At 71.6% G+C, this 13,363-nt stretch carries 11 protein-coding genes; 3 read left to right on the top strand and 8 right to left on the bottom strand.

Annotation, left to right across the window (positions count from 1 at the left end; genetic code table 11):
• Positions 1 to 2: 2 nt before the first annotated feature.
• Positions 3 to 986: a UDP-glucuronic acid decarboxylase family protein gene (locus EDC82_RS07645; RefSeq protein ID WP_131941079.1), complete on the top strand. Its 984-nt coding sequence runs from the start codon at positions 3 to 5 to the stop codon at positions 984 to 986.
• Between the two features lie 52 nt (positions 987 to 1,038).
• Here the strand turns inward: EDC82_RS07645 and EDC82_RS07640 are convergent, their stop codons facing one another.
• Positions 1,039 to 1,848, bottom strand: a complete 810-nt coding sequence (locus EDC82_RS07640; protein WP_131941077.1) for a class I SAM-dependent methyltransferase — start codon at positions 1,846 to 1,848, stop codon at positions 1,039 to 1,041.
• A 220-nt stretch (positions 1,849 to 2,068) separates the two neighbouring features.
• Between EDC82_RS07640 and rpsA the strand changes: the two genes are divergently transcribed.
• Entirely contained in the window at positions 2,069 to 3,568 is a 1,500-nt protein-coding gene (gene rpsA / locus EDC82_RS07635; protein WP_006943310.1) for a 30S ribosomal protein S1, read from the top strand.
• Positions 3,569 to 3,679: 111 nt separating this feature from the next.
• Positions 3,680 to 4,423, top strand: coding sequence for a cobalt-precorrin-6A reductase (locus EDC82_RS07630; protein WP_115296181.1), 744 nt, complete (start codon positions 3,680 to 3,682; stop codon positions 4,421 to 4,423).
• Between the two features lie 65 nt (positions 4,424 to 4,488).
• Here EDC82_RS07630 and EDC82_RS07625 read toward each other — a convergent pair whose 3' ends face one another.
• Genes EDC82_RS07625 through EDC82_RS07595 form a run of 7 tightly spaced genes read right to left on the bottom strand, consistent with a single transcriptional unit; the run spans position 4,489 to position 13,332 of the window.
• Positions 4,489 to 5,538 carry a CobD/CbiB family cobalamin biosynthesis protein gene (locus EDC82_RS07625; protein WP_131941075.1) on the bottom strand — a complete coding sequence of 350 codons (1,050 nt, stop codon included), beginning with the start codon at positions 5,536 to 5,538 and terminating at the stop codon, positions 4,489 to 4,491.
• Between the two features lie 20 nt (positions 5,539 to 5,558).
• Positions 5,559 to 6,182 carry a bifunctional adenosylcobinamide kinase/adenosylcobinamide-phosphate guanylyltransferase gene (locus EDC82_RS07620; RefSeq protein ID WP_074045279.1) on the bottom strand — a complete coding sequence of 208 codons (624 nt, stop codon included), beginning with the start codon at positions 6,180 to 6,182 and terminating at the stop codon, positions 5,559 to 5,561.
• Positions 6,179 to 7,000 (bottom strand): adenosylcobinamide-GDP ribazoletransferase, encoded by an 822-nt coding sequence (locus EDC82_RS07615; protein WP_074045280.1) that lies wholly within the window; start codon positions 6,998 to 7,000, stop codon positions 6,179 to 6,181. The genes EDC82_RS07620 and EDC82_RS07615 overlap by 4 nt, the downstream gene beginning before the upstream one ends.
• The gene (gene cobA, locus EDC82_RS07610; protein ID WP_131941073.1) at positions 7,000 to 8,085 is read right to left on the bottom strand and encodes a uroporphyrinogen-III C-methyltransferase; all 1,086 of its coding nucleotides are present in this window, start codon (positions 8,083 to 8,085) and stop codon (positions 7,000 to 7,002) included. Before cobA ends, EDC82_RS07615 begins: the two co-directional genes overlap by 1 nt.
• A complete protein-coding gene (locus EDC82_RS07605; protein WP_171969902.1) occupies positions 8,082 to 10,601 on the bottom strand; it encodes a cobyrinate a,c-diamide synthase in 2,520 nt (839 codons plus the stop codon). Before EDC82_RS07605 ends, cobA begins: the two co-directional genes overlap by 4 nt.
• The gene (cobO, locus tag EDC82_RS07600; RefSeq protein ID WP_006945423.1) at positions 10,595 to 11,209 is read right to left on the bottom strand and encodes a cob(I)yrinic acid a,c-diamide adenosyltransferase; all 615 of its coding nucleotides are present in this window, start codon (positions 11,207 to 11,209) and stop codon (positions 10,595 to 10,597) included. The genes EDC82_RS07605 and cobO overlap by 7 nt, the downstream gene beginning before the upstream one ends.
• Positions 11,209 to 13,332: a VWA domain-containing protein gene (locus EDC82_RS07595; RefSeq protein WP_131941071.1), complete on the bottom strand. Its 2,124-nt coding sequence runs from the start codon at positions 13,330 to 13,332 to the stop codon at positions 11,209 to 11,211. The genes cobO and EDC82_RS07595 overlap by 1 nt, the downstream gene beginning before the upstream one ends.
• Between the last annotated feature and the right edge of the window lie 31 nt (positions 13,333 to 13,363).

Genomic DNA, 13,363 nt, shown 5'->3' with positions numbered 1-13,363 from the left:
GCATGCGGATCGTCATCACGGGAGGTGCGGGCTTCCTCGGCTCTCACCTGTCCGAGACGCTCGTCGCACGCGGTCACGAGGTCGTCGCCGTCGACAACCTCGTGACCGGGCGCCGCGCGAACGTCACGCAGCTGGAGGCTTCAGGTCGTTTCGAGCTGATCGAGCACGACGTGACGGAGCCCTTCGACGTCGGCGGTGACGTCGACGGCATCCTCCACTTCGCGTCGGCGGCTTCACCGGTCGACTACCTGAAGCTGCCGATCGAGACGCTGCGCGCCGGTTCGCAGGGCACGCAGAACGCGCTCGAACTCGCGGCGCGCAAGGGCGCCCGGCTCGTGTTCGCCTCGACGTCCGAGGTGTACGGCGACCCTCAGGTGCACCCGCAGCCCGAGACGTATTGGGGTCATGTCAACCCGGTCGGCCCGCGCGGCGTCTACGACGAGGCCAAGCGATATGCGGAAGCGCTCGTGCTCGCTTACCGCAAGGCGCGCGGGGTCGATGCCGGCATCGTGCGCATCTTCAACACGTTCGGCCCGCGCATGCGGCCCAACGACGGTCGCGCCATCCCGAACTTCGTCCGCCAGGCCCTCGCCGGTGAGCCGGTCACGGTCAGTGGCGACGGTGATCAGACGCGGTCCATCTGCTACGTCGACGACCTCGTCGCGGCCATCCTCGCGATGCTGCTCGAGACGCACGACCCCGGCCCGGTCAACATCGGCAACCCGCACGAGATCTCGATGCGCGACCTCGCGCAGTGGATCATCGAGCTGGCGGGGTCATCCTCGACACTCGAGTTCATCGAGCGCCCCACGGACGATCCGTCGGTCCGTCGCCCCGACACGACGAAGGCGCAGCGCCTGCTCGGCTGGTCACCGCAGGTGCCCGTGGAGACCGGGCTGCAGCGCACCATCGAGTGGTTTCGCACCGAGGCCGCGTCGACTCCGGTCCTGACACCCGGTCAGACCGAGGAGATCCTCAACCGCTGACGCGATCCCGGCCGCGGCCGACCCTGTTGGCGGTATTCGCGCGACGCACCCTTCAGGCAGGTCTGCGGCCGGCGAGGATGAGCGTGCCCGGCACGAGCCGTCCGCGCAGGGGGCTCCAGCCACCCCAGGTCGACTTGTTCGACTCCTTCCACGGCAGTTCGCGTAACTGCTCGAGTACGAGCCCGGCGTCGAGCAGTTCGCGCACGCGCTGCTCGAGAGTGCGGTGGTGCTCGGCGTAGACGACGTCGTCGCCCGCCGCCTCGGCGTAGGGCGTCGTGTCGAAGTACGAGTGCTGGATCGTCAGCCCGGCGGCGTCGGGCACATCGGGCAGGCTCCAGCGGACGGGGTGCGTCGTCGAGAACGCGACAAGCCCGCCTGGGCGCGTGACGCGCGCCAGTTCCCGCATGAGGGCCGAGGTGTCGGCGATGAACGGAACCGCGCCGAAAGCCGAGAAGACGACGTCGAAGGAGGCGTCCGCGAACGGCAGTCGGCTCGCGTCGCACTGCACGAGCGGCAGTGACGTGCCGGTGCGGGCGTCGAGTTGCACGGCCGTGCGCAGCATCCCGCCGGACAGGTCCGTCGCGACGACGCGTGCACCCTGCCTGGCGCACCAGCGTCCGGCCTGCGCGGCGCCGGCACCGAACTCGAGGAGGTCGCGGCCCGCGAGCCCGCTCGGCTCGCCGAGGACGTGGAGATCGTCCTCGCGCCACCCCTCCGGCCCCCAGACGAACTCGGCGTCACCGAGGAAGGCGCCGTGCTCGTCGAGATAGTCGCGCGCCTCGGCGTCCCACCACGAGCGATTTCCGCGGGCGGAGGAGGCTGCGTCGACGTCGAAGCGTCCGGCACGGTCGGGGGTCTGCATGAACCCACGCTACGATGCCCTTCCCATTTGGCCCTGATCGCCCCGCGTGCCTAGGATGAGAGGGCGTGTCGTACGTGCCCACGCTCCCCGTTGCTCGCAGACGGGGCCGGGCGCGCCCGAGACGTTGTTCGATTTGTCCGCAGAGGCGGTCCACCTGCGCGCGTTGTCGTGCCCGATGGTCTCGCCTCCCGAATTGCCCACCGAAAGTTACTTCTTACACATGACTTCCACCACCACGTCCCCGATCGCTGTCAACGACATCGGTTCGGAGGAGGAGCTGCTCGCCGCGATCGACGCGACGATCAAGCACTTCAACGACGGCGACATCGTCGAAGGTGTCATCGTCAAGGTCGACCGTGACGAGGTTCTCCTCGACATCGGTTACAAGACCGAGGGTGTCATCCCCTCGCGCGAGCTCTCGATCAAGCACGACGTCGACCCGGGCGAGGTCGTCAAGGTCGGCGACGACGTCGAGGCTCTCGTCCTCCAGAAGGAGGACAAGGAAGGCCGCCTGATCCTGTCCAAGAAGCGTGCGCAGTACGAGCGCGCCTGGGGCACGATCGAGCAGATCAAGGAAGACGACGGCGTCGTCACCGGTACGGTCATCGAGGTCGTCAAGGGTGGTCTCATCCTCGACATCGGCCTGCGCGGCTTCCTCCCTGCGTCGCTGGTGGAGATGCGTCGTGTCCGCGACCTGCAGCCGTACGTCGGCAAGGAGATCGAGGCCAAGATCATCGAGCTCGACAAGAACCGCAACAACGTGGTCCTGTCGCGTCGTGCGTGGCTCGAGCAGACGCAGTCCGAGGTTCGCACGACGTTCCTCAAGGAGCTGCAGAAGGGCCAGGTCCGCTCCGGCGTCGTGTCCTCGATCGTCAACTTCGGTGCGTTCGTGGACCTCGGTGGCGTCGACGGTCTCGTCCACGTCTCCGAGCTGTCCTGGAAGCACATCGACCACCCGTCCGAGGTCGTCGAGGTCGGTCAGGAAGTCACCGTCGAGGTGCTCGACGTCGACATGGACCGCGAGCGCGTCTCGCTGTCGCTCAAGGCGACGCAGGAAGACCCGTGGCAGCACTTCGCTCGCACGCACGCCATCGGCCAGGTCGTGCCGGGCAAGGTCACGAAGCTCGTCCCGTTCGGTGCGTTCGTGCGCGTCGAGGACGGTATCGAGGGTCTCGTCCACATCTCCGAGCTCGCCGAGCGTCACGTCGAGCTGCCCGAGCAGGTCGTCACCGTCGGTTCCGACATCTTCGTCAAGGTCATCGACATCGACCTCGAGCGTCGTCGCATCTCCCTGTCGCTGAAGCAGGCGAACGAGGACGGCGCTGCCGCCTCCGAGTTCGACCCGACGCTGTACGGCATGGCTGCGGAGTACGACGAGCAGGGCAACTACAAGTACCCCGAGGGCTTCGACCCGGAGACGAACGAGTGGCTCGAGGGCTTCGACGCGCAGCGTGAGAAGTGGGAGAAGCAGTACGCCGAGGCCCACTCGCGCTGGGAGGCCCACCAGGCCCAGATCGAGCAGGCCCGCAAGGACGACGCCGAAGCTGCGGCGTCCGGTGAGACCGCCCCGACGTCGTACTCGTCGTCGAACTCGGGCTCGAGCTCGCAGGGTTCGTCCTCCTCGTCGTCGAGCTCCAGCTCGAGCTCGGCTCCGGCCGAAGGCACCCTCGCCTCCGACGAGGCGCTGGCTGCTCTGCGCGAGAAGCTCACGGGCAACTGATCCACGCGATCAGCTGAGAGCCACGGCTCTCACCCGCTGAACGTCGGCCCCTCTCACTGCGGTGAGGGGGGCCGACGGCGTTGTCGGGGCACGGGTCGGTAGGCTGCGGGCGTGTCATCGACGAAGGTGCTCGTCCTCGGCGGAACGAGTGAAGCCCGCGCTCTCGCAGCACGCCTCGACGAGCTGGGGATCGCGTTCGTCAGTTCCTTGGCCGGGCGCGTGTCGCGGCCAAGGCTGCCGGTCGGCGACGTCAGGATCGGCGGGTTCGGCGGCGTCGCAGGGCTGACGGCGACGCTGCGCGACGACCGCTTCACGCACGTCGTCGACGCGACGCACCCGTTCGCGGTCACGATGCGTTCCCACGCGGTGGCTGCCTGCGCGGCCGCCGACGTCCCGCTCGTGCGCCTCGCGCGCCCCGGTTGGCGTGAGCACCCGGATGCGCCCACCTGGCACTGGGTCAGCACCTACGCCGGCGCGCGGGCGCTCGTCGACGCGCAAGGGTGGCGTCGACCGTTCGTGACCACAGGGCGTCAGACACTCGAGCACTACCGCGGTTGGGACGACAAGGCCGCGCTCGTGCGCATCGTCGAACCGCTCGACATCCCCGCGCCGCCCGCGTGGACGGTGTTGCACACCCGCGGCCCGTTCGACGTCGACACCGAGATCGCGACGATGCGGGAGCACGCCGTCGACGTCGTCCTGACGAAGGACTCCGGCGGCAGCTACACCGCCGCGAAGCTCACCGCAGCACGCGAACTCGGCGTCCCCGTCGTCGTCGTCGCACGGCCCGCGGCACCGGCCGGGCTGCGTGAGGTGAGCACGCTCGACGAGGTCGTGACGTTCCTGCGGAGCTGACGAGCGGGGCTGTTCCTGCGTTCGAATACGCGCGCGGTTCGGCTGTGCCCGCACACGCGAACCGGTCAGTTCATCGTGCGACGCCGCGCGAGGAGACGCGCGCCGAGCGCGAGGACGAGGACCGTGCGTCCGACGCGTCGGGTGAGCCGTACCGCACGCGGGATGTCAGTGACGTCGACCGCGCGTCCGTCGCCGAGTTCACCGCGATGCTCGGTGCGGCCGGCGTACACGTTCGTCCCGCCGAGGCGCACCCCGAGTGCGCCCGCGGCGGCGGCCTCGACGGGCCCGGCGTTGGGGCTCGGATGCGCGGGGGCGTCACGGCGGACGGCGCGCACGACGTCGCGCACGCGCGACGGCTCGCCCGCCACGACACAGCTGATCGCCGTCGCGAGCACGCTCACACGGGCCGGAACGGCGTTGAGGACGTCGTCGAATCGTGCCGCGGCCCAACCGAACTGCTCGAGCCGCTCGGTCCGGTGCCCGATCATCGCGTCAAGCGTGTTGGCGCAGCGGTGCAGCACGACACCAGGCGCCCCGAACCCCGCGCCCCAGACGAGGGTTGCCGCGACGGCATCCGACTGGTTCTCGGCAAGCGACTCGACGACGGCCCGGGCCATCTCGTCGGGGCCTGCCTGCGACGTGTCGCGTCCGACGAGCGAGCGAATGCGGTGACGAGCGCCGTCGAGGTCGTCCGCAGCGAGCAGGTCGTGCACCGCCATCGCCTCGCGCTCCAGCGAACGTCCGCCGAGGGCCGCCCACGTCACCAGCGCCGTGATGAGGGTGCGCGTCAGCGGCCGGCGTCGATCGAGAACGAGCGCACCGGCGACCGGCGGAGCGAGCGTCACGACGAGATACGCGATGCCCCGCGAGCGTCGCGGCGCCCACAGCCGGTGCTCGCAGGTGGCCGCCCAGCCACCGAACCAGGCGACGGGGTGATGCCGGGCCGGGTCACCCCAGCGCCGGTCGGCGAGATACCCGAGCGCCACACCGGCCGCGATCGGATCCCAGCCGGCGCTCGCGCGCGCTGTCCGCGTCACAAGCCCTGTCCGCGTCAAGAACCTTGGCGCGGCGGTGGTCGTCGCGCCGCGCGAGACCGCACCGTCGAGGTGCGCCATTTGCGTGAGTAGAAGGCCGGTCACGATGCCCCCGATGGGTTCTTGGGCTCGCCCTTGATCACGAGGGGGCAACCCGCCACGACGAGGACGACGTCGTCGCACGCTCGCGCGAGGCGCTGGTTGAGGCGCCCCAGCTCGTCGGTGAAGAGGCGCCCCGACTGGTAGGGAGAGACGAGACCGAAGCCCACCTCGTTCGTCACGATGACGAGGTCGTGTTCGAACGCCGTGATCGCCGCGACGAAGGCATCGGCCCGGGCGGCGTACCGCTGGTGCCACGTCGGCATCGACGGGGGCGGGGGCGTCGATGGCTCCTCGTCGCCTCGGCGAGGGCCTTCGCCGGTGTCAGAAACCCAGGCGCCGGATTCCTCGAGGGCGGAGGTCAGCCACGAGCCGACGTCGTCGAGCAGGAACGGACCGTGGATCTCGGTGAGCGCGCAGGGAACATCGACCGACTCGAGGCTCGACCAGTGTGACGGCCGCCGCTGCTGATGGGCTGCGACGCGGGCACGCCACTCGTCGTCGTCGGGACGTGTCGGCCCCGTGGCCAGGTACGTCGCGGGCGCCTCCCACAGCAGGCGTTCGGCGTACGTCGACTTGCCCGAGCGCACGCCGCCGGTGACGAGGACGCGGCGCGGGGCGCTCATCGCCAGACTCCGAGCGTGAGGACGATGAGCATGACGGTGAGGGCCACCTCGATGCCGGCTCCCATGACGTCACCCGTCAGGCCGCCAAAGGTGCGGGTCGCGCGACGAGCGAGCCATTCCAGCGCGGCGCCGGAGGCGACCGAGGCGGCCAGTGGAGCGGTGAGAAGCGTTGCGCCGGTGGAGAACCCATCGTCACCTGAGGCATCAGCCAGGGCAGATCCGCCGACGAGCACCAGCCATCCCACGACGCTTGCGGCGACGAGCTCCGGGGTCCGGACGGCCGACAGCACGACGGCGCCCATCCCGTCAGGCCGTGCAGCGCTCCACCGTCGGTGGGCGAGGGTCGTGCACGCCACCCGCGAGACGATGACGGCGGCGCCGGCCAGCCACGGCGCGTCGAGGAGCGCCGCGAAGCACGCCGTCTGCACGCCGGCCGTCACGACGACGGCGATGACACCCATCGGGCCGACGTCGCCACGCTTCATCACCTCGAGGGCGCGCTCCCGGTTCCACCCCGCGCCGAATCCGTCGACGGTGTCAGCCAATCCGTCGACGTGCATGGCGCGCGTGCCGGCCGCGAGGGCAGCGACCGCGCAGAAACCGGCCACGAGCGGAGGCGCGTCGACCCAGTGCCCGACGAGCAGGACGAGCGACGTCACCACAGCGAGCGGGACGGCGGCCAGGGGCGCGAGGGTCATCGCCCAGCGCGCCACCGGCGTGGTGATCGGCGGGATCGCGCCGACGGGAATGACGCTCAACGTCCCCGTCGCGAGGCGCAGCCCCTCCCATGCCGGTCGGGTGACGACAGCGTCGCTCATCACGCCGCTCCGGTGTCGTCGGACGACGCATGGAGCCGGGTGCCGTCGAGAGCTGCGACGACGTCGCCGATCACGGTGATGGCAGGTGCGCCGAGGCCGGCGTCGGCGACGGCGTCCGGCAACGTCGCAAGGGTCGCCACGACGCGTCGCTCGCTCGGCATGGCGGCGTCGGCGATCGTTGCGGCGGGCGTCGAGGCGGGCAGGCCACCGTCGACGAGTGCCGATGCGATGGCGCGCAGGTGCGCGACGCCCATGAGGACGACGAGGGTGGTGCGGGTGCGGGCCAGTGCCGCCCAGTCGAGATCCGAGCGCGGGTCGCCGGGCGCGACGTGCCCCGAGACGACCGTGAACCCCTGCGATGACGTCCGGTGCGTCACGGGGATGCCGGCGAGCGCCGGCACGGCGATCGCCGATGTCACCCCCGGCACGACGTCGACGCTGAGACCGGCGTCTCGACAGGCGATCACCTCCTCGCCGCCGCGACCGAAGACGAAGTTGTCGCCGCCCTTGAACCGCACGACGTCACGCCCGGAGAGCGCGTGCTCGACGAGCAATCGGTTGATCTCCTCCTGTGGCGTGAACGCGCCGCGCGGAATCTTGCCGACGTGGATGATCGTCGCGTCGGCTCGGGCGTGTGCGAGGGCGTCGAGGGGAGCGAGGCGATCGCAGACGATGACGTCGGCGCGCTCGATCGCGCCCAACCCGGCGACGGTGAGCAGGCCCGGATCACCCGGGCCGCCGCCGACGAGCGTCACCCGCCCAGGACGCTTGGCCTCACCGGCAGGTCCGTGGGGAGCCTCCTCGCCCGGCTGGTTGGCGGTGAGGCGACGCACTTCGTCATAGCGCAGCGGATCGGCGTCCGTGACGAGTCGACACAGCCCGCGTGAGGCAAGGTCGTCGAGGTGGGGTGCATGAGGGTCGGGAGCCTGGAGGTGGGGAGAGCTGCGGTGAGGAGCGCCGGCGCTCGCGTTCTCACCCACATCCAGAAGGACATCGACCTGTGCCCCCGCGCGGGCGAGCTCGGCGATGATCCCGGGCAGGCTGGGGCCGAACACCCCCGGTCCGTGGAGCAACACGCGCGTCACGATGCGGCCTCCCCGCTCTGGCGGAACGCGTCGAACGCGGTGAGGAGGGCATCCGTCGTCAGCGGGTCTCGGACGGCGAGGCGCACCCACGAGCCGTCGAGGCCGGGAAAGGTGTCGGCGCGGCGTGTCGCGAACCCGGCGTCCCGCCACGCGGCGTGCGCGCCCGCTCCGACGCGCGCGAGTACGAACGGGGCGGCCGACGCCAGCACCGGCAGGCCGCGCGAACGCAGGCCGCGGTCGAGATGCTCGCGCCACTGGCTCGTCTCCTCGGTCCACTCGGCGACCTGACGCGCGGCGGGGGCCGTCATCGCGTACCGCGTCGCCTCGAGGGCGAGTGAGTTCACCGACCAATGCGGCTGCTGCGCGCGCAGCGTCGCGATGAGGGCCGCGTCGCCGACGACATGGCCGGCGCGCAACCCGGCGATCGACCACGTCTTCGTCAGCGATCGCACGACGAGCACCCCGGTCATGTCGCCACCGACGAGGCTCTCGCTCTCACCGGGCACGAGATCCATGAACGCCTCGTCGACGACGAGCACGCATCCGGAACCGCGCAGCTTCTCGAGCTGCGCGCGCGGGTGGAGCACGCCCGTCGGGTTCGTCGGGTTGCCGAGGACGACGAGATCGGCGCCGTCGAGCGCCGCGACGTCAGCGTCGCCGAGGTGCGCACCGGAGCGGACATCGAGCACGTGCGCCCGGGCCGGGCACCCGGCGCGGCGTAGCGCGGCGTCGGGCTCGCTGAACTGCGGGTGGACGACGACGGGTGCGCGCGGCGCCAGCGCCCGCGCGATGAGCGTGAACGCCTCGGCTGCTCCGTTCGTGAGGAGCACCTGCTCACGCGCCAGCCGATGGTGCGCGGCGACCGCGTCGGTGGCGGTGCGTGCATCGGGGTAGTGGGCCGCCTCGTCGAGCACGCCGCGCAGGGCGTGCCGCAGGTTCGCCGGGGGCGTGCTCGCGCGGACGTTCACGGCGAAGTCGACGAGCCCGTCACCGACCTCGGCGTCACCGTGATGCTCGTCGCCGGGCGTCGCACCGCCCGGCAGCGCCGCGTCCACTCGCGCGTCGACACGCGGGCGGGGCAGGCTCGGCACCGGTGTCGAGACGAGGCCCAGGCCCGCCGCGCGATGCGTGGCGGCGGCGAAACGGTCGGCCAACTCGGGGTACCCCGCCCAGTGCGTGTGTAGGTACGAGGCGTGGACGGTGGGCTCGCTGCCGGCGCGGTGGGCGGCGGAGAAGCCGTCGGCACCCGCGTCGAGCAGCCAGGCCGCGTGGCCCCCACCTTCGCCGTCACCGGCGGCCGGCGTCGTCAGCGTGCGGTGGAACTCGTGGCCGCGCACCCGCGTGCCCGCGTCGGCGAGAAGCGTGTCGACGGGTGCCTCGGCCTCGCGGTAGCCCAGCGTCAGCCGTGATGACATCGCCGCCGTCGCGGGCAGTACCCCGGAGAAGCGGTGACCGTCGACGGCCTCGAGGAGATAGAGCATCCCGGCGCACTCGGCCACGGTCGGCAGCCCCGACGTCACGGCGTCCCGCAGCTGGGCCAGCAGGCTCGTGTTGGCCGCCAACGAGCGCGCGTGCACTTCGGGGAAGCCGCCGCCGAGGTAGAGCGCGCGGGTGCCGGCGGGCAGTGCGCGATCACGGACGGGGTCGAACACGACGGGTTCGAGACCTCGCGCGCGCATCATCTCGAGCGTCTCGGCGTAACGGAACGTGAAGGCACGACCCCCAGCGACGGCGACGACGGGGGCGTCCCGCCCGGCCGTCGTCGGCGCCGCAGACATGGGTGCGGGCGACCACGGTTCGTCAGCGAGATCGGGTGCGCCCGAGGCGATCTCGAGCAGCGCATCAAGGTCGATGTGAGCGGCGGTGCGTTCGGCCAGTCGGTCGAGTGTCGCGCGTGCGGCGTCCCGTTCGTCGGCCGGGACGAGTCCCAGATGCCGTGACGGGACGCTCACCCCCGCGTCACGCGGCAGCACACCGAGCACCGGCACGCCGATGCGTTCGCACGCGCGCCGCACCTCGCCTGCGTGACGTTCGGAGCCGGCCTTGTTGAGCACGACGCCCGCGACGTCGAGCTGCGGGTCGAACGTGCGCAACCCGTGGATGCTCGCGGCGACCGAACGCGACGACGAGCTGATGTCGACGACGAGGACGACGGGGGAGTGCGTCAGCGTCGCGACGTGCGCGCTCGAGGCGAACCCCTCCGTGCCGAGGCGCCCGTCGAACAGCCCCATGACGCCCTCGATGACGGCGACGTCGGCGGGCGCCGGCGTCATCGCGCCGTGCACGAGCATCGGTGCGACGCGTTCGGGGCCGACGAGCCACGGGTCGAGGTTGCGCCCGACGCGTCCTGTCGCGAGCGCGTGGTAGCCGGGGTCGATGAAGTCGGGGCCGACCTTCGCGGGCGCCACCTGCAGGCCGCGCGCGGCGAGGGCGGCCATGACGCCGACGCTCACCGTCGTCTTGCCCTGCCCGGACGCCGGCGCGGCGAGCACGACGCGCGGCAGTCGCGTCACCATTCGATACCTCGCTGGCCCTTCTGGCCGGTGTCGAAGGGGTGTTTGACCTTCGTCATCTCGGTGGCGATGTCGGCCACCTCGAGCAGCGCCGGGTGCGGGTCGCGCCCGGTGATGATGACGTGCTGATTGCCGGGTCGCTCCGCCAGGGTGCGCGCGACCTCCTCGCCGTCGATCCAGCCCCACTTGATCGGGTAGGTGAACTCGTCGAGCACGTACATCTGGTGCGTCTCCGCCGCGAGGCGACGCTTGATCTCGCGCCAGCCCTCGAGCGCGTCCGCGGCGTGGTCGGCCTCGGTGCCGCCCTTGCGCGACCACGACCAGCCCGAACCCATCTTGTGCCACTCGACGGGCCCGCCCCGGCCGGTGCGCTCATGCACCTCGCCGAGCGCCATGAGCGCCTCCTGCTCGCCGATCTTCCACTTCGCGGACTTGACGAATTGGAACACGCCGATCGACCACCCCTGGTTCCAGCCGCGCAGTGCCAGCCCGAACGCCGCTGTCGACTTGCCCTTGCCCGCGCCGTAGTGGATGGCGACGACGGGTCGGTTGCGGCGCTGACGCGTCGTCAGGCCGTCGTCCGGGGTGACGGTCGTTTCTCCCTGGGGCATCAGGCGGCCTTTCCGTGCGGCGCGCGAGCGGCGGCGACGGCGTCGACGAGGCCCGAGGCGGAGACGTTCTCGAGGGGCACGTGCGTCGCGCCCATGCGGTGGGCGAGGTCGGCGGCTAGGCGCATGCGGAAGCGTCCGCTCTCGCAGTCGACGACGACGGTGTCGACGCCGAGGCCCGGCCACGCCGACGCGGTGCGCTGGGCGCAAGCGAGGGCATCGGGCCCGCTCGTGGCGCGCCCGTCGGTGACGACGACGACGAGCGCGCGACGGCGCGGGTCGCGGCGGCGTTCACGTTCGAGGGTGCTCGCGGCCAGCGTGAGCCCTTCCGCGAGGGGCGTGCGTCCGCCGTGCGGTAGCTGTGTCAGTGCCGCGGCCGCCCGATCGACGGACGACGTCGGGGCGAGCAGGACGTGCGCGTCGGCGCCGTTGAACGCGACCAGCCCGACCTTGTCGCGACGCTCGTACGCATCGAGCAGCAGCGACAGTACAGCCGTCTTCACCTCGTCCATGCGTTTGCGCGCTGCCATCGAACCGGAGGCGTCGACGCAGAACAGCACGAGATTCGACTCGCGCCCCCGCAGCCGGGCGTGACGGACGTCGTGCGCCGCGATGTCGAGGCGGCCCCGCGTCCCCGCGGTGCGACGCGACGCTGCGCTCGTGATGGTGGCCGTGACGTGGACGCGGCCGGTCGTCGTCGGGGAGACACCGATGACGCGTCCGCGCGTCGTCTCGGCCGCGCTGCGCCGACCGGCCTCACCGCGACCGACACCGCGCACCTCGAAACGGCGCGGACGGTACGGCGTGCCCGCCGAAGCCGTGCCGACGGCGGCGGCTGCGCCGGTTCGCTGCTCGGAGGACGGCTGCTCCTGGGAGGACTCCTCCGCATCGGACGGCGAATCGTGCTGCGGATCAACCGAATCCGACGAGGACTCAGTCGCCCGATCGCTCGATGCCGGTGGCTGCTGCGAGCCAGCCGGCGGAGGCCCGGCGTCGTCGTTGTCAGGCGCGTCGTCACCGTCACCCGGTTCGCCGTTCGGGTCGTCGTCCGAACCACCCGACGGGGGCTGCGGATCGTCGGGGCTTTCGGGGTCGGTCGGCGGTTCGGGTTCTTCGTCGAGCAGCCGGTCGAGCAGCTCCTCGTCGAGGCCGGGCGGGTCGAACGGCCCGCGTCGGCGACGGTGCGACAGCGCGAACCGGGCGGCGACGCGGATGTCCTCACGGGTCACTCGGTCGCGCTCGCACCACGCGGCGTGGGCGCGCGCCGCGCGGGCGATGACGATGTCGGCGCGCATGCCGTCGACGTCGAATCCGGCACACACACGGGCAATGGTGCGTAGCGCCCACGTGCTCAGGTCGACGCCGTCGAGGGCCTCCTGCGCCCGGACGATGCGTGCCCCGAGCTCGGCCTCGGCTGCCGCGTAGCGGGCAGAGAACGCGTCCGGGTCGGCATCGAAGGCGAGACGTCGACGCACGACCTCGGCCCGCTCGTCGGGGTCGCGGGAGGCATTGACATCGACCGACAGCCCGAAGCGGTCGAGCAGCTGCGGGCGCAGCTCGCCTTCCTCGGGGTTCATCGTCCCGACGAGCACGAAGCGGGCCGGGTGCGTCACCGACATGCCGTCACGTTCGACGGTGTTGCGACCCATCGCCGAGGCGTCGAGCAGCAGGTCGACGAGGTGGTCGGCGAGCAGATTGACCTCGTCGACGTACAGCAGCCCGCGGTGCGCCTGCGCGAGCAGACCGGGGTGGAACTCGGTGCGGCCGGCGCCGAGGGCCTGCGCGAGGTCCATCGAGCCGGTGACGCGGTCGTCGCTCGCACCGACAGGAAGTTCGACGAGGCGCGTCGGGCGTCGCTCAGCGGTGACGGCCGCGTCAGCGCCGATCGGGTGCGGGCCGTCCGGGCAGTCCGGCGCGGGCTCGGCGGGGTCGCACGAGAAGCGGCACCCGGCGACGACGTCCACCCGCGGCAGGACGCCGACGAGACCACGCACGATCGTGGACTTCGCGGTGCCCTTCTCACCCCGGACGAGAACGCCGCCGATAGCGGGGGAGATGGCCGTCAGGACGAGGGCGGTGGACAGGTCGTCGGCGCCGACGACGGCGGTGAAGGGAAAACGGGGCATCAGTTCGCCTCCTGGCAAGTGACCACGCTTG

This window comes from Dermacoccus sp. SAI-028, assembly GCF_004346775.1.
Taxonomy (GTDB): Bacteria; Actinomycetota; Actinomycetes; order Actinomycetales; family Dermatophilaceae; genus Dermacoccus; species Dermacoccus nishinomiyaensis.
Note: the sequence above shows the minus strand (reverse complement) of the source record. Positions and strands in the feature narration are given on the sequence as shown.

Coding starts and splice junctions, on each gene's coding strand:
- EDC82_RS07595 (WP_131941071.1), bottom strand. CDS start 13,332: ATGCCCCGTTTTCCCTTCACCGCCGTCGTCGGCGCCGACGACCTGTCC.
- cobO (WP_006945423.1), bottom strand. CDS start 11,209: ATGCCCCAGGGAGAAACGACCGTCACCCCGGACGACGGCCTGACGACG.
- rpsA (WP_006943310.1), top strand. CDS start 2,069: ATGACTTCCACCACCACGTCCCCGATCGCTGTCAACGACATCGGTTCG.
- EDC82_RS07645 (WP_131941079.1), top strand. CDS start 3: ATGCGGATCGTCATCACGGGAGGTGCGGGCTTCCTCGGCTCTCACCTG.
- EDC82_RS07605 (WP_171969902.1), bottom strand. CDS start 10,601: ATGGTGACGCGACTGCCGCGCGTCGTGCTCGCCGCGCCGGCGTCCGGG.
- EDC82_RS07625 (WP_131941075.1), bottom strand. CDS start 5,538: ATGGCGCACCTCGACGGTGCGGTCTCGCGCGGCGCGACGACCACCGCC.
- EDC82_RS07620 (WP_074045279.1), bottom strand. CDS start 6,182: ATGAGCGCCCCGCGCCGCGTCCTCGTCACCGGCGGCGTGCGCTCGGGC.
- EDC82_RS07615 (WP_074045280.1), bottom strand. CDS start 7,000: ATGAGCGACGCTGTCGTCACCCGACCGGCATGGGAGGGGCTGCGCCTC.
- EDC82_RS07640 (WP_131941077.1), bottom strand. CDS start 1,848: ATGCAGACCCCCGACCGTGCCGGACGCTTCGACGTCGACGCAGCCTCC.